General features: G+C 34.2%; 14 protein-coding genes. All 14 read left to right on the top strand.

Annotation, left to right across the window (positions count from 1 at the left end):
* Positions 1-303: 303 nt before the first annotated feature.
* Complete coding sequence (locus C1A06_RS04000; protein WP_101688949.1) at positions 304-3,504, top strand: SusC/RagA family TonB-linked outer membrane protein; 3,201 nt, start codon at positions 304-306, stop codon at positions 3,502-3,504.
* Between the two features lie 13 nt (positions 3,505-3,517).
* Positions 3,518-5,191 (top strand): SusD/RagB family nutrient-binding outer membrane lipoprotein, encoded by a 1,674-nt coding sequence (locus C1A06_RS03995; protein WP_101688948.1) that lies wholly within the window; start codon positions 3,518-3,520, stop codon positions 5,189-5,191.
* A 100-nt stretch (positions 5,192-5,291) separates the two neighbouring features.
* A complete protein-coding gene (locus C1A06_RS03990) occupies positions 5,292-7,619 on the top strand; it encodes a glycoside hydrolase family 20 protein (RefSeq protein ID WP_101688947.1) in 2,328 nt (775 codons plus the stop codon).
* Between the two features lie 1,445 nt (positions 7,620-9,064).
* A complete protein-coding gene (locus C1A06_RS03985) occupies positions 9,065-12,280 on the top strand; it encodes a SusC/RagA family TonB-linked outer membrane protein (protein WP_185116811.1) in 3,216 nt (1,071 codons plus the stop codon).
* A gap of 12 nt (positions 12,281-12,292) precedes the next feature.
* Positions 12,293-13,765 carry a RagB/SusD family nutrient uptake outer membrane protein gene (locus C1A06_RS03980; RefSeq protein WP_101688945.1) on the top strand — a complete coding sequence of 491 codons (1,473 nt, stop codon included), beginning with the start codon at positions 12,293-12,295 and terminating at the stop codon, positions 13,763-13,765.
* A gap of 212 nt (positions 13,766-13,977) precedes the next feature.
* Positions 13,978-16,563: a transglutaminase domain-containing protein gene (locus C1A06_RS03975; protein ID WP_245871999.1), complete on the top strand. Its 2,586-nt coding sequence runs from the start codon at positions 13,978-13,980 to the stop codon at positions 16,561-16,563.
* A 541-nt stretch (positions 16,564-17,104) separates the two neighbouring features.
* Positions 17,105-17,521: a hypothetical protein gene (locus C1A06_RS03970; RefSeq protein WP_101688943.1), complete on the top strand. Its 417-nt coding sequence runs from the start codon at positions 17,105-17,107 to the stop codon at positions 17,519-17,521.
* Positions 17,522-17,544: 23 nt separating this feature from the next.
* Positions 17,545-18,606: a hypothetical protein gene (locus C1A06_RS03965; protein WP_101688942.1), complete on the top strand. Its 1,062-nt coding sequence runs from the start codon at positions 17,545-17,547 to the stop codon at positions 18,604-18,606.
* An 8-nt stretch (positions 18,607-18,614) separates the two neighbouring features.
* Complete coding sequence (locus tag C1A06_RS03960; RefSeq protein WP_101688941.1) at positions 18,615-19,850, top strand: site-specific integrase; 1,236 nt, start codon at positions 18,615-18,617, stop codon at positions 19,848-19,850.
* Between the two features lie 17 nt (positions 19,851-19,867).
* On the top strand, positions 19,868-21,415 hold the full coding sequence (locus tag C1A06_RS03955; protein ID WP_101688940.1) for a HEAT repeat domain-containing protein: 1,548 nt from the start codon (positions 19,868-19,870) through the stop codon (positions 21,413-21,415).
* Between the two features lie 23 nt (positions 21,416-21,438).
* Entirely contained in the window at positions 21,439-22,707 is a 1,269-nt protein-coding gene (locus tag C1A06_RS03950; RefSeq protein ID WP_101688939.1) for a hypothetical protein, read from the top strand.
* Positions 22,708-22,759: 52 nt separating this feature from the next.
* Positions 22,760-23,071, top strand: a complete 312-nt coding sequence (locus tag C1A06_RS03945) for a helix-turn-helix domain-containing protein (RefSeq protein WP_101688938.1) — start codon at positions 22,760-22,762, stop codon at positions 23,069-23,071.
* Positions 23,068-23,451 (top strand): Lin1244/Lin1753 domain-containing protein, encoded by a 384-nt coding sequence (locus C1A06_RS03940; RefSeq protein ID WP_101688937.1) that lies wholly within the window; start codon positions 23,068-23,070, stop codon positions 23,449-23,451. The genes C1A06_RS03945 and C1A06_RS03940 overlap by 4 nt, the downstream gene beginning before the upstream one ends.
* Positions 23,452-23,766 carry a hypothetical protein gene (locus C1A06_RS03935; RefSeq protein ID WP_101688936.1) on the top strand — a complete coding sequence of 105 codons (315 nt, stop codon included), beginning with the start codon at positions 23,452-23,454 and terminating at the stop codon, positions 23,764-23,766. It begins immediately after the preceding gene.
* The last annotated feature ends 22 nt before the right edge of the window (positions 23,767-23,788 follow it).

Raw genomic sequence — 23,788 nt, 5'->3', positions numbered from 1 at the left:
CTGAAGTTGTTAATTTCGCAATTTGAGGATATTGATACGCAAAATCGGATTTCCAATAACTGTATATACCATATCTTAGCATAAAGAAAGTAAGTGAAAGATAAGTCATATGAAAAACCTCTTATCTATATAAATTGATATATTGTCTTATAGATCGGACTGTTACATATTAGCCTAAGATTAAATACGAATATAAAATATATTTTTTAATGAAAGAAAACACACATTTTAACCAATAAACATTGTAGCAAATCAGCTATACGGAAAACCTTAAAAATTATTATACATTTTATCTTTATTTCTATGAGAAAAGAAAACCTAAAAGAAAGACGAAATGGCCATTTGATTCAATCCTTTATACTAGGGATTCTCATGTTTATGGCTATACCGGGATTCGCACAACAAAAAGTAGCAATACAAGGTGTTGTTTTTGATTCGAATAATGAACCTGTAATTGCAGCTACAGTACAAGAAAAAGGTATTGCCACATCGGGGGTTATGACTGATATTGATGGCAACTTTACACTCAATGTAACTAATACGAATGCGACATTGGTAGTTACCTATGTTGGTATGAAAACTACAGAAATCAATCTTGACGGAAAAACTTCGATAACAATCACAATGCAAGAGAGTGATGTCGTTTTAGACGATGTTGTTGTCACAGCTTTGGGTATTGAGAGAAGCCGCAAATCGTTAGGTTATGCACTTCAGGAGGTTAAAGGGGCTGATTTACTAGAGACCCGTGACGCAAATGTGGCAAACTCATTAGCCGGTAAGATTGCCGGACTTGATATTCGCCAATCTCCGTCAGGAGCAGGGGGATCAAGCAGAATCGTGTTACGTGGTAACAGTTCATTGACGGGAAACAATCAACCGCTAATTGTTGTTGACGGAGTTCCAATTGATGGAAGTACTGGATCTGATAATGATGACCAATGGGGTGAACAATTGGTCGACAGAGGATCAGGAATGGCTGATATTTCTCCGGATGATATCGAAAGTATGTCGGTTCTGAAAGGTCCTGCTGCAGCGGCATTGTATGGCTCTCGTGCCGGTAATGGTGTTATCATGATCAAGACGAAGACTGGTAAGGGCACTAAAGGATTAGGTGTGTCTTACTCGATGAACTTGACTATTGACGATTTAATGACTACTCCTAAATTCCAAAATCAATACGGGCAAGGTACACAAGGTGAAATTAACACTACAAAAGATCACGGACGTTTTAGCTGGGGAGCACCTATTTCGGGACAAACTTATACAGATTATGTAGGTCGTGAGTTAATATATGATAAAGGTGGAGCCGACATGAAGGATTTCCTACAGACCGGTCATACTTGGACAAATAGTGTTGATATCACTAATGCAACAGATAAAAGTACAGTTCGTCTTGGTGTTTCTCACTTAAGAAACAAAGGTGTTGTTCCAAATAATGAATTTAACAGAACTTCTGCAACTCTACGTGCAACATCACAATTATCGAAAAAACTATCTGTAGATGCTAAAGGAAGCTTTGTACATCAGAATACAGAGAATATGTTGAGATTAGGAGGTAATCACGATAATATCTTCAGTCAATTCTTGGTTATGCCTAGATCAGTAAATCTTAATAACCTAAGATTAGGAGACAACGGCTATCATGCAACATACGATCACATTGTGGATCCATATGCTTGGCCTGCAGGAACACAAATGGTAGAAAGCTCCGAAAATATTGTTGGCAAACCTGTCAGCTATGTATATCCTTTGTCAGGAAATACAGCTAACCCATACTTCTCGGCATACAATAATACGACAGTAAATAGACGAAATCGTTTTATGGGTTTTGCTTCGGCTAAATACGAATTTACAGATTGGTTAAATTTGCAGGTAAGATATGGTATCGATTATATATCAACACGATACGAAAATATTCAAGGAACAGGTACTGTATTCTCTACTTACGCCGATGTTAGAGGCAATATTATGACAGATAATAATGAAGGTTATGAAATGAATACAGACTTCTTATTGACATTCAACAAACGTTTCGTAAACGATCGTCTAGGTATTCTAGCTAGTGCCGGAGGAAATATGATGTATTCACGCTTTGATGGTATCTACGCAACAGCTAACGGACTACATGTAGAATATTTTTATTCGATGATGAATGGTATGGATGTTAGATCGAGTCAATCACATACTCGTAAAAAGCTAAATTCTCTTTATGGGACAGCATCTCTAAGCTGGGATGACGCATACTATCTTGATGTTACCGCTCGTAATGACTGGTCTTCAACTCTACCCCAAAAGAATTGGTCTTATTTCTATCCGTCTGTAGGTTTCAGTTGGTTATTCTCGGAAACATTTGCATCTAAATTAGGCCCTATAAATTATGGGAAGATAAGACTTTCATGGGCTCAGGTAGGTAATGATACAAATCCTTATGCAACAATACCATATGCAAATATGAGTGGTGGAAATGTTTTACCCTCACTTGTAAAGATTAATCCTGACCTGAAAAGTGAAACTGTAACTTCTTATGAAGTCGGTCTGGAATTAAGTGCATTTAACAATCGTCTAGGACTTGATTTTTCATTCTACAACAAAGATGCTAAAGATCAAATTTTCGCAATTCCGGTATCGCCTACAACAGGATATTTCTCTAGGATGATAAATGCCGGAAAAATAAGGAATAGAGGTATTGAATTAGTATTGAACGGGAAACCAGTGGTAAGCAAAGATTTTAATTGGAATGTTATTTTCAACTTCTCTAAGAATACGAATGAAATTGTAAGACTTGATAATCGTATTGACGAATTTTTATTAAGTCATAGCTCATACTCAAAAGTGTTGCGTATTGTAGCTAAAGAAGGAGGCAAATTTGGTGATATGTATGGAACAAAGTATCTGAGAAATGATGCCGGACAACTGATTTTAGGTTCAGATGGTTTACCTCAGGCAACTCAGGAAATGCACTATCTTGGAAATGCTAGTCCAAAATGGATGGGAGGTTTAATCAATCAATTTAGCTATAAGGGAATAGATCTTGCTTTCCAAATTGATATCCGTTATGGAGGTAAAGTATATATGGGATCTTTAAGACAAGGAGCTGAAGCTGGAACATTGGACTTCACAGCTGCAAACCGTGAAAAAGGAAGTATTGAACTTCATGGAGTGAATAAGGATGGCGAAGCTGTGACATCACACACACAAGCTCAAGAATATTGGGCTAGAGTCGCAGGAGGTTATGGTCCTACTGAAGAATGGGTAAAAGACGCAACAAACTTAAGACTAAGAGAACTGAGCATAGGCTACAATCTGCCTAAATCAGTACTATCTAAAACATTCATACGTAGTGCAAAAATTAGCTTTGTAGGACGTAACCTATGGATGATACATAGCAAAGTGAAAGGTTTTGATCCGGAAGCCGGTTATTCTACCGGAAATGCTCAAGGTTTCGAATATGGTTCAATGCCGACTCTTAGAAGTTTTGGTTTCAACTTGAATGTAACATTCTAAAAAATTCAGAATTATGAAATACAATAAATATATATACACATTAATAACACTGCTAGCCATAGGATTTTTCTCTACTTCGTGTACCGATAGCTTCGAAGACATAAACAAAAATCCTCATCAAATAGCAGAGGACGGATACTCAAATTCTCACAGATACATATCTTCGATTATACAATATTCTAGCAATTTGAATTATACTCAAGAAAACGGAGGTCTTGCAGGTGGCGGACACTTGATGGAAAGAATCAAGATGATTGAACAAGACGTATTTGCTCAGTTTACAACAGGAGGATTCAGCTCCAACGATTCATATAATTCGGATTACTTTTCAGGACATTACACTTCTCACCTGAAGTTATTGAATAAAGCATTGGAAAAGACAGATATTTATCTCGACGAAGATAATCTAATTGGATATGCACTCACGTGGAGAACATTTCTACAATCTAACTTTACCGATCATTTTGGACCAGCTCCCTATCCTCGTTCATCAACTGAAACCAACGGAGAATATATGCCATTGAAAGATCAATATAAATATTATTTTGAGGATCTTGAAACAGCAATCCAATCATTTGATGAATCTCAAGATGCTCTTAAAATAGAACCGGCTTACAACGGAGATGTAAAAAAATGGTTACGCTTTGCAAACTCGCTACGCTTACGTTTAGCACTGAAAGTTTCAGAAATAGATGAAAACCTATCTAAAGAGCAAATCAAAAAATCACTTGAAGCAACTAAGAATGGCGAACTAATTGGCTTTATTTTAGAGGGAGAAGATTTGACTGCAAAATCTTATAGTGAATGGGGAAATACTTATCCATATTCTGTGATAGGGTGGCATAATGTTATTCTAACGACCTCAATGTCTAAAAATCTTAGCGGACTTGGAGGTATAGCAATGGAAATACCAAGTGATATCAACAAAGATGCTATTGCTGTTGCTCCCGAAACTATAGACCCTAGAGCTTTAAGCATGTATAGTTTTGCGAAACATAATGATAAGTATTACTGGCAAGGAATGAACCCAAACAAAGCAAATGCAGGAGATTTCTCTTTACAAGTATCAAGAATGAATGCGTCTGTATTCAGAGGCTCTGCTAATGCAGATAGAGAATATAAACTAATGACTTATTCGGAAGTATGTTTCTTGTTGGCCGAATCATTTGAACGCAAATTGGCTGCAGGTAATGCCAAAGAAATGTATGAAAATGGTATTAGAGCATCATTCAAAGAATACGGTGTAGATGCTAAGCTTGATGAATATTTAGCTTCTGCAAGCAAAAATGGTTGGGGTACATCTGCAAAATATGACGATGATATCACTTCAGCAGGTAACACTAATCTAGAAAAAATTATTTCACAAAAGTATATAGCTTTATATCCTGATATGTCTATACAAGTATGGAATGATAAGAGACGATTGAATCTACCTGCAATGGATATTCCAGAAGTTAGACCTGACGGATTAGCTAACTGGCCAGACAATGATATCTATAATCCTCTTAACTTTATTCAAAGAAACAATTTCCCTTTATATGAAGAAGGAAGAAACAGAGAGAATTATGCTGAGGGTGTAAATATACTTGTAGCAGAATCAGGAGGCAATAGCGACAATGGTGATAGAGCAAGAACTCCTCTATGGTGGGCATCTAAACTATCGAACTACTGTACTTCAACAAAATAAGATGTGTGAGTATATATGAAAAGTGAATAGTAGAGACTTAGCAGTTAGATGTCTGAGTCTCTCTATTTATTATAATAACGATGATTATATTTTAAAGCATATGAAATTAAAACATATAACAGTATTAGTTTGCTGTATAATTATATTATTCACTAGTTGTAAAGAATCAAAAATGGCAGAAGCGAATTATGATATTGTACCATTACCTCAAAGCATTGAAATACAAGATGAAACTGTATTTTCGTTGAACGAGAATACAAAGATCGTATATACATCTGGAGATGAGGGGTTGGAGCGTACAGCCCAATTCTTAGCTGAATATATTAAACAGAATACCGGACTAAAAATTTCGATAACAGATCAAGCAGCAGCTACGAATAACATAATCTTGAAAATAGGTCTTTCTTCCTCTAATTCTGAAGCTTACAAAATTGATGTAACTTCAGAAGGTATATATATCGAGGGAGCTTCGCACGCAGGAGTTTTCTATGGAGTGCAAACCATACGTAAATCTATTCCTGCGGACAACGACGTAAGTATGGTGAATTTTAAAGGTGCTACTATCAATGACTATCCTCGCTTTTCATACAGAGGTATGCATCTTGATGTTGCCCGTCACATGTTTTCTGTCGACTCAATCAAAATATATATTGATATGCTAGCGTTGCATAATATCAACCGCTTTCACTGGCATCTGACTGATGATCAAGGCTGGAGAATGGAGATTAAAAAATACCCGGAATTGACAAAGATCGGATCGATGAGAGAACAAACCGTTATAGGTAAAAATAGTGGTGAATATGATGGACAACCTTATGGTGGCTATTATACACAAGAGGAAATAAAAGATGTCGTAAAATATGCTCAAGATCGTTTTATTACAGTTATACCAGAAGTTGATCTTCCTGGCCATATGCTAGCAGCATTAACAACATATCCGAATTTAGGTTGTACTGGAGGTCCTTATAAGGTTGCTCAAACATGGGGCATATTTGATGATGTACTTTGCGCTGGCAATGAAGATATTTATCCGTTCTTAGAGGATATATTTAACGAAGTTATCGACCTTTTTCCATCTGAATATATTCATGTTGGCGGCGACGAGTGTCCTAAAACACAATGGGAGAAATGTCCTAAATGCCAAGCCAAGATAAATGAACTAGGACTCAAAGCTGATGCTAAACACACAAAAGAACAAAGACTTCAAAGTTATGTAATTCAACGTATAGAGAAGTACATTAATAGCAAAGGACGTAAAGTTATCGGTTGGGATGAAATATTGGAAGGAGGAATCGCTCCGAATGCCACTATTATGTCATGGCAAGGTGTTGAAGGAGGTACTGCTGCTGCTAAACAAGGCCACGATGCAATAATGACTCCTACTACGTTTTTATATTTCGACTATTATCAATCAGTCGATTTAAAAGGTGAATTGTTTGGAATCGGAGGATACGTCCCAGTTGAAACTGTTTACAATTATGAACCTGTTCCTGCAGAATTAACTGAAGAACAGAAGAAACATATAATTGGAACACAAGCGAATGTTTGGACTGAATATATGAAAAATTTCTATCATGTTCAATACATGGTATTACCACGTATGGGTGCTTTGTCCGAAATACAATGGGCAATACCTGAGAAGAAAGATTATGCCAAATTCCTTCCTCGCTTGGCTAACTTGACTAAGTTATATAAGCACTATGGTTATAATTATGCTACGCACATTTTCAACATCAAGGATAAAGTTGAGATTGATAACGAAAAGAAACAAGTAAAACTTACTTTGTCAACATTTGACAATGCAGCTATTTACTATACATTAGACGGTAGCGAGCCTACAGAAAACAGCTCAATGTACACTGATGTTTTGATTATTGATAAAGATGCTATTCTGAAAGCTATATCTATTAGAGATGGTGTGAAAAGTAAAATTTACGAACGAGAATTGAATATCAACAAAGCTACTTTCCGTCCTATTACTCTGGAAAATAAACCTTGGGGAAGATATACATATGCCGGAGCCCCTACTCTGGTGGATGGACAAAAAGGAGGGGATGTATATTCTAGTGGCGGATGGATTGGATTTCAGCAAGATCTTGTTGCTACTGTTGATTTAGGTGAGATCACTGATTTCTCATCTGTTGTAATTGGAACATTTATTGATGTAGCAAGCTGGATATTCAATCCTAGTGAATTTACTGTAGAAATATCAAATGATAATGCTAGTTTTACAAAAGTGTTTTCGCAAGAATATGCACCTGTAGATGAAAGCCATAAAATAGGTCCGGAATATTTAAATGCGAAATTTGACAAAGTCGAGGCTCGCTATGTGAAAGTTACAGCCAAATATTTAAGATCTCAGCCATCATGGGCAGGAGGAGCAGGTAAAGCTGCATCTTTATTCGTTGATGAAATACAGATATACTAGTATAAACCTATTATTTATGAATAGTCGGTTAATTTACATAAGTTTTAATCCTCTAAAAAAGAAGATTAAAACTTATGTAAATTTTTTATTTCTTAGTCCAAACAATATCATTGCCAACTCCTAATTTATTTCCTGATATCTTAAAAGTTTCTGGAGTAGGGTATGCATCGTCTATTAGTGTAACATTTGGATGTTTATATGTATAGGTTCCTATACTAGTAGACTCATATTTACTGTCATCAAATATTTCATACCCAGATATGATATATGTTGATTCTTGGAAACTAATTGTACTTTTATATGAAAATCCATCTTCTGTTCCTTCTGATATCCAAATTGTGCCATCCAGAGTGTCATAACCACTATCATCATCGCTACTGCATGAATTTAATAAAAGTAAAGGAAGTACAAAAAGGAGTAGTAATTTTTTTATGTTGTTTTGTGTTTTAAGTTAATAATTGCAAATGTAATCAATAGTCTGGATATTGTTACTTTGTTTTAATTTATTCTAGAATCGTATTTTATTCTATAGATAAAGTCGTTTTGAAATTATGGTTTAAATTTAGATTAGTTTAGTAAAATAAGAGTGTTTTGTTTTGCTAATGTGTTTGTATATAGGTTGTCAATGTGTATTTATTCTGTTTTGTAAAACTTTTTTTTATGAATACTGAATCAAATAATATTCCAATTCTTTTCTAGCCATACTCCGTCAAATATCTTTTCTCAAGGATCACAGACATTATAGCGTAGTGGGTTAACTGCTGCGAGACTTTCTGCTCGTCAAAAGGTAGTGATAGGCAACCACCGGCATGCAGACGATTAATGTGCATATCTATGAATGAGACTTATGTTTAAATCAAAGAATAATTATATAGCTAAATAGATAATTGTTTGTGTTTTTTTATAAATAGTTGTTATACAGAGTGCTGGCTTGTTGTTGAACAACTTGATGACAATAAGAAAGTAAAGATAATTATAGCCGATGAAGATTATGGAGGAGGTTTGACTGAAAATATATGAAATCCTTTCGCTTATGTACGCTAAGTCGTGATAAATGCTTATATAAAGTATAGCTCCATGCCAATCAAACAATATTGAAGCATAGAGCTGCGCTTTGCTTAGCTTGATAATGACAGAATAAATTGGTTTTTGTTAGTGATAATATCTATTCTTGTGTGTGTGTGATAAGTTGCGTCGATGATTCTGGCAATTGTTAATTATTGAGTTAAAGCGTTAAGTAATCGCCTTTTGATTGCTCTGGTTTTGTTATTAAATCAAATGTTAATGTTCATTTTTGCTTTTTTTGAGAGATTGGTGTTTTTACACAATGTCACTTATTGTGTTGTTTATTTAGTTAATTATGCTAAATTTGCTTTCGTTTTTTTATGAATAACAATAAAGACCTACAAAGTGTAAAACCTTAAATTTCTTAAATAATATCAATTATGAGTATTGGAAATCCAAAAAAGCTAAGAACAATCTGTTTTTTGATGTGTTTGGCGATCTCTTCTATTGGCTTTATGATAGCCAATGAGAGACAAAATTACAGTCTGTCTCAAGGCGTAAGCCAACAAGGAGATATTCGAGTAACTGGTAACGTTGCCGATGAGCAAGGCGAAGCCCTAATAGGAGTCGGCATTACGCTTAAGGGCTCATCTACTGTTGGTACGGCCACTGATATTGATGGCAATTATTCAATCACTGTACCCAAAGGTGGGATTCTTGTATTTTCCTATGTAGGGTATGAGTCTAAAGAAGTGGCTGTAAAAGAAGGAGTTAATGATGTCATACTAAAAGTAAATTCAACCGTAATGGACGAAGTTGTGGTCGTTGGTTATGGTACGATGAAAAAGAGTGACATTACGGGAGCTATTGCATCTATAGATAAAGATAAAATATCCCGTCAACCAGTAGCAAATGTTGCATCAGCGTTGCAAGGGCTAGCTACAGGTGTATCTGTGACATCCAATTCGGGAACACCAGGTGCATCGGCTACGATACGTATTCGCGGTGTAGGTACCGTAAATGATGCTGACCCATTGTATGTGGTTGATGGAATGCCTGTTACGGATATAGGGTATTTGAGTACTTCTGATATTCAATCAATGGAGGTTCTGAAAGACGCTTCGGCTTCGGCTATCTATGGTTCAAGAGGAGCTAATGGTGTCATTCTTATCACTACTAAAAAAGGATCGGATGGAAAAGCGATAGTAACATTTGATGCTTATTGGGGAGTCAATAAATTGTTGAACAACCTGGATCTGATGGATGGAAAAGAATGGTATACTCTGCAATCAGAAATAAATAAGATCAAAGCAGCGTCAGATGTTAAAGCTTTGGACTTGAGTAGAGTTACTCTTACTGAGGAAGATTTGAATAATAGATATATAGCTGTTGGTAAAGTGCAAAAAGTAGGAGATAACCTTTATGTGCCTAACACTAATTGGATGGATGCTGTTTCAAGAAGTGCTTTTATGCATAACTATAGCTTAGGTATTAGCGGAGGAAAAAAAGATGACTTCATGTATAATTTTGGAGCCAACTACATTAATCAGGAAGGAACAATAAAAAGAACAGAATTCGAAAGAATTTCATTGCGTCAAAGTACAGAGAAGACAGTAATCAAAGATTACTTTACTGTAGGAACTAATGCTACGGTGTCAGTATCAAACTCAAGTGGTATCAGTGAGTACAACAATCAAGGTGTCTATGATGCCGATTATGGTGTAATCAGTAATGCAATCAGAGTAGAGCCGGTTGTGATGGCCAAATATAAAGAAAAAGATGCAAATGGAAATTTGGTAGGAAATTGGAAATATGGTTCATCGCCTTATATTGATTATTACAATCCATTAGCAAGTATAGAATATGGAGATCCTAAAGACAAAAAGTTCACTTTTGTAGGTAATGTGTATGGGGAAGTTGGTATAATCAAAGGACTTAAATTAAAAACCAACTTTGGGGCAGAGATCAGAAGAAATAATAGCAAATATTTTAGTCCTATATACTTTGTCTCATCCAGTCAGCAAAATAATGAGAGCTATATGTCTAAATCAAATGTAAATAGTAACTATTACACATGGGAAAATACATTGTCGTATGTGAATACATTTGCTGAGAAGCATAGTTTGAATGTAGTATTGGGATATACCAATGAATGGGGTAAATCTGAAAGTTTTGGAAATAATTTCAGAGATTTTATAGGCGAATCTCCTAACTTCCATTATGGTACGGCTGCTTTGAATACATTGCAGAATAACTCAAACGGTGCCAGTGAGTATGCAATGATTTCGTATTTAGGTAGAGTTCACTACGAATTTGACAACAAATATTTATTGACTGCATCTTTCAGACGAGATGGATCTTCTCAGTTTGCAAAAGAGAACCGTTGGAGTAATTTCCCTTCTTTTGCTTTAGGTTGGAGAATAGACAATGAAGAATTCTTTAAGAAATTGAATGCAAATTGGATATCTTCATTGAAACTGCGTGCCGGATGGGGACAAATAGGTAATCAAAGTATCGGAAGTCACCAATATCTAAGCCTATTGTCGTTATGGAAACAGTACGGATATCTGTTTGGAACAAACAAAGAACATCAACAAGGTATAGCTGTAGCTAAACTGGGTAATCCTAATATAAAATGGGAAACATCCGAATCAGTCAATTTCGGACTTGATGCAACTTTCCTAAGCAATAGATTGATCTTTAGTTTCGAATATTATGACAAGGATACTAAAGATATGCTTCTGGGAACCCCTATGAATTACTATATGGGATACCCTAATGCACCATATACTAATACAGGTGAAGCTAACAATAGAGGTATTGAATTTAACCTGGAATGGAGAGATAAAATCAACGACTTTGAATATAGCTTGGGCTTCAATATGTCTACTATACGAAACAGAATGACTGAGCTAAATGGCGGTAAACCTATTTCAAGTGGAGTTGTAAGACAGCAAAATGTGACTTATACCAATAAAGGATTACCAATAGGTGCATTTTGGGGGTACAAAACAGATGGTTTGATTCAGACTCAGGGACAATTGGATTTGGCGAGAAGCCAAGGTCAAATATATGCCGAGCTTGGAGACGTATTATTTGTCGATACGGACGGCAATGATGTTTTGGATTCAAATGATCGAGTAATGATAGGCAATCCAATCCCGGATATTATTTATGGTTTCAATATCTCTGCTGCATGGAAAGGTTTTGATTTGAATATGCAGTTTGGAGGAACAATAGGGAACGATATTTACAATGCAGCACGTGTATATACATACAGCTTGAGCGATATAACAAATAAAGACAGAGCTCTATTGAATTATTGGACTCCGGAAAATACGAATACCAATATTCCAAGATTGGCAGCAAATGATGCAAATGATAATAACCGTCCGTCTGACAGATATGTTGAATCTGGAACTTACCTCCGTTTGAGAAATGTTCAATTCGGTTATACATTACCTTCGGCACTAGTGAAAAAAGCAATGCTTCAGAAAGTTAGATTGTATGTAAGTGGCCAGAATCTATTTACAGTATCTAGTTATAGTGGCATAGACCCAGAAGTAGGTCAGTCATCATCATTATCAAGAGGAGTAGACTTTGGTATATATCCTCAGTCAAGAGTAATAACAGGTGGTGTTAGTATCACTTTTTAAAATGAAAATATCATGAAAATAAATAAACTTTTAATTGCATTTTATACGTTTTTGCTATTTATCAGTAGTAGCTGTGTAGATTTGGATACAGATCCACTGGGATATGGTATTGCAGGTAAAATAGAAACAGAAAAACAAGCATTTCTAAGGTTAACGGCTACATATTCTGATATGAAAGACTTCCGATACACTTGGTCGATAAATGCTTTTGGCGACGTCTTGTCTGACGATGCTACATATAGCGGTTCGAACAATGATGCTCAGTCTTTTGCTTTGATGGAGAAATACCAATATCAAGCGCATCACGGAGAAATTTTAAATAAATATTCTCAGACTTATCAATGTATTAACAAAGCCAATTTGCTGTTATATGATTTCGAACACAACAGCGAAGGTGTTGTATACGATAAATACAACAAAGAGCAGATGATAGGCGAAGCTAAGTTCCTTAGAGCATATTCGTATTTCGAGTTGGTTAAAACTTTTGGTGGAGTTCCTTATTATGATGGTGTCTTAAGATTAGACCATAAGACATTGTCTAGATCGACTGCCGAAGAAGTATACGCCTACATAGAAAAGGACTTGGAAGAAGCTGCTGCAGTTTTACCTTCGAAAAAAGAGGTAGATTACAGCAAATATGCCGGAAGAATAACGAAAGGTGCTGCATATGCGATGCTGACACGTGTTTGTTTATATCAGAAAAAATATGATAAAGTTAAAGAAGCAGCTAAAGAACTATTTAAACTAAAAGAATATGATTTGGTAGATGACTATCAACATCAATTTTTGACAGCTGGAGAACATGGGTCGGAATCGATTCTTGAAGTTAATATGTATAATTCTCCAGACCAAGCATCTTGGAATGTAAATAATGGTAATCGTCATGTATTGATGTCTATGCCTCGCGAACTTACTATCGGATTTGGTGTCGCACAACCAACCAAGTCATTGGCTGAAGCTTTTGATAAAGCAGGCGATACTGTTAGAAAAAAAGCGACATTGATAGATAGTCTTGAAGTTACTCAGATAGAATTGGCAGCAAACCCTAAGGCTAAGCCAATATCTGGAGACAGAACCGGTTTCTACAACCGTAAATTATATTTAGGTCCTGGTGAAAGAGAAGAAAATTATGGAAACAACCAGCCACTAAATCTTAGATTAATTCGTTTAGCAGAAGTTTATCTAAACTATGCCGAAGCATGTGTATTGACCAATGAAGAACCTGAAGCTAGAAAATATCTTAATCTTATCAGAAGTAGAGCTAAATTGGAATATATAGAATCGACCGGAGATCAGCTTTTTGAAGATATCATTAACGAACGTCATCTGGAATTGGCAATGGAAGGATTTCGCTTCTTCGACATTGCCCGCATCGGATGGGGTGAGAAAGTGTTTAAAGATTTCAAGAAGGGAGCTGAAATATTGCCGATTCCTCAGATTGAAATAGAAATAAGTGGAGGAGAAATAATACAGAATAAATATTAATTTCTGCAGTTAAAGTCTGAATGAAATTGAAATTTTGTACAGACTGATAATAACAATACCATATATCCTGACTGCCTAATTATATGTCAGTCAGGATATATTTATTAGTATAAAGAATTAATTGAAACTAAATAATGATCAGAAGAAAACTAATATTTGTCTCTTTGTTTTTGATCGCATTTATTTTGCAATCATGCTCAGAGAACCATTTTTTGAAAGATAAAGAGTACAGAGAAAAAGTACATGAACAATTCCTTAAACGTAAAGAATTGGCAAAAAATCGTAGTGAAGTGCTGTTTTCGGTATTCGACAATCCCGAAATGAGTTTGGAGGAACGTGAAGCTTTGGAATTTCTATATGCATATATGCCACTAACTGATTTAGCTGACTATGACGGCGGCTTTTTTTACGAACAGGTAAAGGGGGCTTTCAAGGCAAGAGAATATTTTGATTGGGGTAAAAAAGTTCCCGACGATTTATTCCGTCATTTTGTTTTGGTTCACCGTTCAAGTAACGAATACTTGGATTCAGCTCGTACAGTATTTTTCGATGAGCTGAAAGATCGTGTCAAAGGAATGTCAATGTATGACGCAATTTTGGAAGTGAATCACTGGTGCCACGAGAAAGTTACATATCGGGCTACAGACGGACGGACTTCGGCTCCTTTGGCTTTGGCTAAAACTTCGTGGGGACGTTGTGGCGAAGAAACTGTATTTACGATTGCAGCTTTACGTGCTGTTGGAATTCCGGCTCGCGATGCCTATACTCCACGTTGGGTGCATACCGATAACAATCATGCGTGGGTAGAAGCTTGGGCTGACGGAAAATGGTATTATATTGGAGCCTGTGAACCCGAACCTGAGCTGAATATGGCATGGTTTACATCTCCTGCCCAACGTAGTATGATGATGCTTACCAACGTAATAGGTCTATACAATGGAACTGAAGAGTATAATAAAAAAACGGACCTGAGTACTACTATCAATCTGATGGATATATATGCTCCGACAAGAAAGGTTGAAGTGAAAGTTGTTGATTCTGAAAATCAGCCGGTATCAGAAGCTGTTGTGAAATTTAATGTCTACAATTCGGCCGAATTTTATCCGATAGCCGAATCAAGAACTGATGAGTATGGAATGGCTTCGGTTATTTCTGGTTTTGGAGATATTCTTGTCTGGGCTAATAAAGATAACTTTTACGGATACATAAAGTCAAGCCCTGATGACAAGATTGTTACAGTGATGTTAGACCGTAATGCCGGAGAAGAATATCAAGAAACTATAGAGATGAATCCACCCAAAGAAGCTCCTGCTCCTAAAGTTTCGGAAGAGAAGATCAGAATTAATGCGGTACGATTGGCTCACGAAGACTCTATTCGGAATGTATACATGAGTACTTTTGCAACCGAAAAAGATGCAGAGTTACTTGCTTTGGAAACTAAGCTTGACAAAAAGGATATATTTAAGTTTTTATCGGCAGCTCAAGGTAACTGGAAAGATATCAGATCATTTATTGAAGATGAGAAGGATAATCCTTACCTAATTCCATTCTTGAATGTATTGTATGAAAAAGACCTTCGGGATACACCTTCCGAGTATCTGAAAGACCACCTGAACAATGGTTTGGCTTTTGGGGTAAAAGAAGGAACACCTTCTGATATGATTGCTGAATATATATTGTCTCCTCGTATTGATAGAGAATTGATTACACCTTGGAGAGGGAAAATTCACTCCGTAGTAAATGAAGAAAAAGTTAAAAAAGCACAGAAAGATGTTTCTCTAGTAATTAAATTCGTAAAAGACAGTATTGAAATCAATACAATTGATAACTATTATAATTGTCGTATTACTCCTTGGGGCGTGTATGAACTGAGAGTATCGGATAAAATTTCACGTAATATTTTCTTTGTTGCACTTTGCCGTGCTTATGGAATTCCAGCTCGTATAGAGCGGGCTACATCTAAAATTCAATATTATGAAAATGGTAATTGGGTCGATGTCTTTTTTGAAAAACCTGTCGAAAAAGTAATTCAGCCGACAGGTAAAATAACATTTTCCAATTCTCCGAAAAATATAGTAACTCCATCTTATGGAAGTCACTTTAGCATTGCACGTTATGAAGATGGGATTTTCAAAACTCTCAACTATTCTTATGACCCTAATTTGGCAAAGTTTCCTGCTTCTCTAACGCTTGATGTCGGATATTACAAATATATGGTTGCCAGTCGTGCCAATGATGGTTCGGTGACAGCAAATATCAATTATTTTGAACTGAAAGAAAATGAGAACAAAACGATAGAAATCGTTTTACCCGAACCTGAAGGTAAGATGCAGGTTATGGGTATAGTTGATATGAATTCTATCATTCAGCTTAAAGATGGAAATAAGAAAACTTTGAAAGAGTTATCTGAAGGAAATGGAGTCGTACTTTGTTTTGCTGATCCAGGAAAAGAGCCAACTAAGCATATTCTACAGGAGTTGCCAGCACAGGCTGCCGCTCTTGATGGATGGGGCGGTGGTATTGTTTTCATGGTACCAGATGATAAAATGAGTGAAACTTTTGATCCTGCGGTATTTGGAGGCTTACCTGCAAAAACAACTTGGTCAATCGACAATGCACGGACATTGTTGGGGCAGATAACAGGAGCGCTGCAAATAGATCTTCATGATAATTTCCCACTAACGCTGTATTTGAACAATAATGGAGGTATCCTCTATTATTCAGTCGGATATCGTATCGGTATTGGTGAAAATTTAGTCAGAACTATCGCTACAGAAAAGTCTACAATGAATGATTAGATCTCTGATTTATATTTGAATTATATCGAGTATTCTATCGATACAGGTATTGATTAATATATACTTATTAGTAAAAATAAAAGAAGGATGATTTTAAAATAAAGCTCTTTGTTTTTACAGATAAGAATATTTATAGCAACAAAACCCACGCTTCTTTACAAGGTGGGTTTCGTTGTTTCATAACTATAGTTTTATGTACAACAGATTATTTGATTTTGATGAGATTGAGAATGAAATCGCGAAACACAAAAATTCCATATCGAACCTCTTTTAATAAACCGTTTCTTTAATGTAAATAGTTGTGATATAGGTGATTGTTGTGGAAAATAAAAAGGATTTCTTAGTCAAAAAACTAAAAAATCCTTTTCTGTACTCGGAGCGGGAGTGGCTTAATATCAAAACTACTTTTGATAATTTTTAATTAGTTGATTCTCAATATCAGTTTATTATAAAAATTATTTTTCATCCTTTTTAATCCTATATAATCTAAAATTTATCCCTATTTTTATCCCTTAATAAATTGGGAGAGATAAAAATATTCATGAAGATTAATAAAAGTGATTTAATTGAAATTGTACCATCAAATAATAGTGATGGAATTGATTATGAAAGATGGGTGACATTTATAGAAAACCATCCTCAACATTTTATTTGGCATGAACATACTAAAAGAGGTCAAGAGGAATTGTCTGTTGCTAATGAGTTAGAAGATTGGGCTAAAAAAATACTCTTACACTCATTAAATAAAATAATAGCTCATAGTATAAATAAATCTACTGAGGATTTAAAAACTTTTTCAATAACATTTCGAATAAATGAAAAAGAGCTTTTTATTACATTGGAACAAGATATGACCAGAGATATTGCTGATATTTTATTAGGAATGGCAAGATATTTAGATGCTAAGATTATGATTAATTTTAAGACAGAGCTAACTGGCATCAATCAATTAGACTGATGTAAAGATAAAGGTAGAGTAAAATGAAAATATTGCTAGAGAAAAATGATATTAAATTTATTCATTTAGATGATAAAACATGTATATATTTTGATGGAAAGTTAATCTATGAGTATGTGTTTGAAAAAAGATTATGTGTTTTCTTATTTGAATCTGACAAGGATAGCAACATTACATATCTATACTTGAATGAAAATCAGATGGTAATTCGTTACAATAGTGGAGAAGGTGAAATATACGATTTTAGATCAAAATATATAGAAACAATACCCTATGATGTGGATAAACCATGTATAGTATCAGATTTAATTGTTGTTATGGATTTCGATTATGATGCTATGTTGTATATATCTAATTTATTCAATATTAAGGAGAATGAATTGATGTTTTCGGAATGGCTATATGAAAATCTTTTCTTTTTAGATAATTATTTATTCTCAAAACAGGATCAATCGATTAAATTATTCAATCTTGAAGGCACTGAGATTTGGCAGTTTTCTATATCAGATTTTCCATACTATATTAATCACTTTGGCGAAGAAAGAAAACCGGAAATAGAGCAAATAATAGGAATTTATAATAATATCCTTTGGGTTTATGCAAGTCAAAACAGTTTTTTAGGGATTGATATTGTAACAGGGAATTTAGTATATCACATAGAAGATATTCCTTCTTTTTTAGGATTGCAAGGAGATAGTAGGTTAGGATTCTCAGTATATACTATCCATTTAGATCAAAATGCAGGAGTGTTAAAATCTTTCGCGTTCCGTTATTATTTTGAAGTTGACTTGAATACATTGACGGGAAAAATGAAACGAGACTTTGGTAAGTGGGAAGATGGATGGCGAATTAATAGAAGTAGTTTTCGCCAAGAAGAACCCAATTTATTATTCTTTTCAGGGATGTATAAATTAGTCGACACAACTCCCAATGCATTTGGCATTTTCGATACTGAAAAGGCAGAAATAATTTGGCATGAAACAAGGAAAGAAGGACAAGGATTCTTTAATAAACCAATACAAGTAAACGAAAAATTATTAGCTGTATTAGATGATGAATGTAATTTGATAATTTATGAGAGATAAATAAACGTATGGAAGTTTCATTTTATTTACGTAAAGAACTGTTAAACAAAAATGGTTTAGCACCAATACGGATGCACATTACATTCAATGGGCAACTGATAAAGAAATCCATCAAAGGAGTAAATACAAAACCCGATCAATGGAAGGATAAGCGGATGCGTATTCGTGCGAACTATAAGACCGAAGATTATAATTTCCATGTAGAGTATAATCAAATTTTAGACGACCTTGAAGAACGTATTCGAGATATAGAGCGTTATGCTTTGCTCAATAAGATAGAATTGACGAAAGAATTTATTCTCGATAAGTTGGAGCAAAAGCAGAAGATCAATGTAGAACATGACTTTTTCGACACTTTTAATGAGTTTATAGAGACTAATCGCCCTGTATCTTCCCCCAATACCTCCAAGGGACGTATAACCGTTCTGAACTTCTTAAAAGACTTTGCAGAACATAGAGGTACACAAATTATATTGGATAATATCAATAATCAATTTTATGAAGAGCTAAGAGAATTTGCCTTTGAAGTAAAAGGAGTTCGGAATAATTATTTTTCAAAGATAGTTTCTATCATAAAGCGTTTTATGTCTTGGGCAGAAGAGCGAAACTACCATACCAATACTCAATATTCTAAATTTAAAGCTCCCGAAGAAGAAATAGAAGTAATCTTTCTAAATACAGAGGAATTGATGACTCTATATAATTTTGAGTTTAAGTCTGAAAGACTATCTAAAGTTCGTGATTTTTATTGCTTTGGTTGTTTTACGGGATTGCGATTTTCAGATATTCAGAACTTAAAACCATCGAATATTTATGAGGATTATATTAAGCTAAATATTAAAAAGACGAAACAAACTGACCATGTAATCCCTTTGAATAAATTCAGTCAAGGCATACTTGATAAATATAAAGATACCCCATTTGAGCCTGTACCCTCGATATCCTCTCAAAAACTGAACAAGTATATCAAAGAGTGTTGCAAAGAAATAGGACTTGATACACCTGTTACAATTACAAGATACGTTGGCAGTAGGAGAGAAGATGTTACACTACCAAAATATGAATTAATCACAAGCCATACAGCGCGAAAAACATTTGCTACTGTTTCTCTTATCTTAGGAATGAGCGAACGGTTTGTAAAGAGTGTAACAGGACATAAGCGTGATGCATCTTTCAATCGCTATGTAAAGATTGCAGAGCAAGAGATTAAAAAACAAATGGAAAATACTTGGGATAAACTATAAAAAAACAATTATAAGAGATGGTAGTCTGGAAATATATTGAGATTCTCAAGAAGCCTGATAAAACTCTTTTTTTATCGAAAGATACTACTAGAGAGAAACTTGCAGCGCTAGATAAAGTGGCAAAATATGGTTCTCCGAATGATATTAGTAGTATAATCTTTGTTTTGAAAAGCAAGAATAAATTAGTCAGAGAAGAGGCTTGTAGTACAATTATTCATTTATTCGGAAAGATTAAGAATAAAAAAGAATACTATAATATTCTAAAATACTGTGAAATAAGCACAAAGGATACAGATTATTATGCTGATAAATTTATTTCTGAACAATTAGCATACTTATTAGCTGTAAGCTCTTTAAATCACAATGGCTATGTTAGAGAGAAAGCAATACTAAGTTTATCCAAAATCTCGAATTCTAAGGCTATACGATTCTTAATTTATAGGCTTGCTGATTGGGTATTGCCAGTACGTGAATCTGCAAAAAAAGCTTTGTCAAATTACATAACAAAGGAGTATATTGATGATTTGATAGAAAATCTTCCTGTAATTGAATGGCTACAGAAAGTAGAACGAATAAATCTTGACGATATTTATAATAGCCTTATTGAGTTCATAATATTAACAAATAGAGATTATACGATAGCTAATTATAGAAAATATCCAGATAAGTTAAGATTCTTAATTGCAAAACATATCTCGTCTTCTCTTCGAGATACTAGTGAATTGAGTCTTTTATTGAAAGATAAGCATTTTACAATAAGAAATTTAGCTTTAAATCATTTTGGCAAATTAAAAGAAGAAGATATTAGTCTATTGTTAAGAGATAAATCATCAAAAATTAGACTTAATACACTCTATGCTTTAAAAGAGAGAGAAGATTTCTCAACTGTAATAATAGATTTTTTAGCTGACGAATCCAGTTCAATAAGGCATTTGGCTAGATTCACACTAAAAGATTCAGCATTTGATTTTGCCGAGTTCTATAACTTACAGCTTCAAAACGACAATCAAATTGTCGGATCATTACTTGGTTTAGCTGAAGTTGATGCTTGTCAATATTCTAAAACAGTCGAGGCATATCTGTATTCAAAAAAGGTTAAGATAAAGAAAGCTGCGTTGCTAGCTCTGATAAAGCTTGATAAAGAAAGTGCTTACAACTACGCAATAGCAAATATTGGTACTACAATTGTTGGGTTAAGACGAATTATTATAGACTTTCTTTCAACTAATTATAGTCGAGAAGTGCTCGGAATCGCTCAAAAGTGTTATGAAAAAGGGAATGAAGAACTTAAAATTTCTATGCTAAACTTATTTAATAAAATTGGGGGATGGGAAGCTCTATCAGATTTAATGATAGCTACTATTGACAATAATGAAAATATAAGAAATATTGGCAAGCAACACGTTGAAACATGGAGAGTTCGGGCTACGAGTTTATATGCTACTCCATCAAAAAATGATTTGGATAGGATTAAAAATATTTTCGAGTTTGCAAATAAAACACACAAGAATAAAAGATATTTTGAACAAAATCCACTGGAAGGACTAGACTTCTATTTTAGATAAATGAAAAATACTTGGGATAAGTTATGAATAAGGATAATAGACACTCTCCATTGTTAGCGGTATTCTTGAAATCTTTTAATCCTCAAGAATATACAAGTTATGCTCACTTAAAAAATGTGATGTTGGATTTAGTTGATTATTCCCATAGTTTACTGGAGATAGAATCTGCTATACATTTTATATTAGAAAAAGTCAATTTTAATGAAAATGAATGTGGAACTAATTATCTTATTGAAGGACTTGAATTTACTAATATCCTATGTGAGAAAGGATATAAATCTATAGATTATATTTTTTCTAATTTTGAATATCCAAAAGCAATAAGCAAGCTAGCTTCTTTGATGTTCTTATATGAAGAACGGCTCTTAGAACTCACACCGACCTCTATATTTAATGAGGTATATGAAAAGCAGATTACTTGTATTTGTACACGTTTGCACCGATTATGGACACTCCAACGGGAGCAAATTAAAGCGAAAGCATACAATAGAAAAGGGGAGCAATATGATTCTCTAAGACATCAAACATTAGATATAATAGACGCTGTAGGGGCATATATGGTATATCCCAAATCAGAAGCAGATAATATTTTGTCCCATATAGGGGTAGTCTATGATGATTCTCTTATGTATCGAATGGAAGTGTTATTAAGTGATTGCTATATAAACCATAGTGGGATTTGTGGAATACCTTTTATCTATATAGAAGATTGTAATATCAAAATTAATATATTAACGAAAGATTTAATTGACAGAAATTTAAAGTCAATCCAATTTGCAACAAATCAAATTTATCTGACTAGTTATTTAGATTCAGGTAGTGTTACTAATATTAAATTGCTTGAAGAGAAAATATATTTATTGTTTAATAATTTTAACCCTGAAATATCTAAAAAACATATTCATATATTTATAAGTACGTTGCAAAAGAAAAATATACAGGAGTTTGGATATGGAGAGGCTATTTATGTAAGAATGTTACTTATTGAAACAATAAAAGCAAATAAAGAACTTAATCGCAAATTTATTCTACTACTATATTTCTTGAAATATGACAAAGACCTATCTACAGATATATTCTGTATTAGAAATGTGACAAAATTTATAGAAGTGCTTTCTGATTATTTCCCCGAATCAACATCTCTAAGTTATGACTCTATAAAATCGTACTTAACAAGAAAAGATAGGGTAAACAAAAACTTTAACGATTTTGGACAGGAAGTTGGAAAGATTTGTTGTTTTTCACCCGAATTTATAGAAAAACACAACATGTTATTAAATAGTGTAGAATAGTGTAATCGCATACTTTATAAATTGCCACCAAATTCATTAAAAATAATTTGACATGGCAAAAACAAATTTCAAACAACTCAAGGCTGTTGAAAATATACAGCTTAACACAGATGGTTCGATTGTAATCAAATTGAATCAAGAAGAAACTCCTCAAAACTTAATTCTTCCCAAAGAAATCCAATTTGAGAAAGATAGATTATCTCAGACAGAAGCTGCTAATCTCTTTCAAGTGACTGTCCAGACAATTATTAACTGGTCTAAGAAAGGTATTATTAGTAAATATAAACTAGGCAATCGAGTTTTCTATTTGAGGTCAGAATTGTTGGAAGCTGCTAGGCAAAATAATAATATGCTGAAAGTATGAGGGTGCAAAAGGACGCATATTATTTCCCCCATGATTGTAATGCTAAGGATGATCCTAAATGTGTGTTATTAATAGAACAATTAGGATTAGAAGGGTATGGTATATTTTGGGTACTTGTTGAGACTCTAAGAGAACAACCTGATTTTAGATACCCGATCAAATTAATTCCTGCTTTAGCTAGAAGATATAATACGACAGCAGAAAAGATGAAAGCGGTTGTCTTCTCTTATGGGTTATTTATTGTTCGTGATGACAGATTTTTCTTTTCCGAGAGTCTTAATAGAAGAATGCAAATTTATCTTGATAAGAAAAAAGCTTTATCAGAAGCAGGGAAAAAAGGTAATCAAATACGATGGCATAACAAAAAAATAACAGAGTAATTGGGTAGCGATAACCTAGCGATCGCAAATAAAGTAAATAAAAATAAAATAAATAAAAATATCTCCTTAGAAGACGTAAAGATAGATTTATATGAAGATGTAAATCCTCCTGATGATGGAATACAGCGTAATTGGGAAAGCTTAAAAAAATGGTTAGTTGATTTGAGGGCAACCCGAGAACAAGCAAATAGAATTATCTTATTCTCTAATTATGGAGAAATAGGTACACCTATCTGGAAACTATTTAATGAAATAAGAAATGCAGGAGGACAAATAAAACAGCCGGTTCTATTTGTCTTAAGTAGGCTAGTATAGTAAATATTACTTTTGGAATAGA

It is taken from the genome of Dysgonomonas massiliensis (assembly GCF_900240225.1).
GTDB lineage: Bacteria > Bacteroidota > Bacteroidia > Bacteroidales > Dysgonomonadaceae > Dysgonomonas > Dysgonomonas massiliensis.
This window is presented reverse-complemented; position numbering and strand designations above follow the sequence as displayed.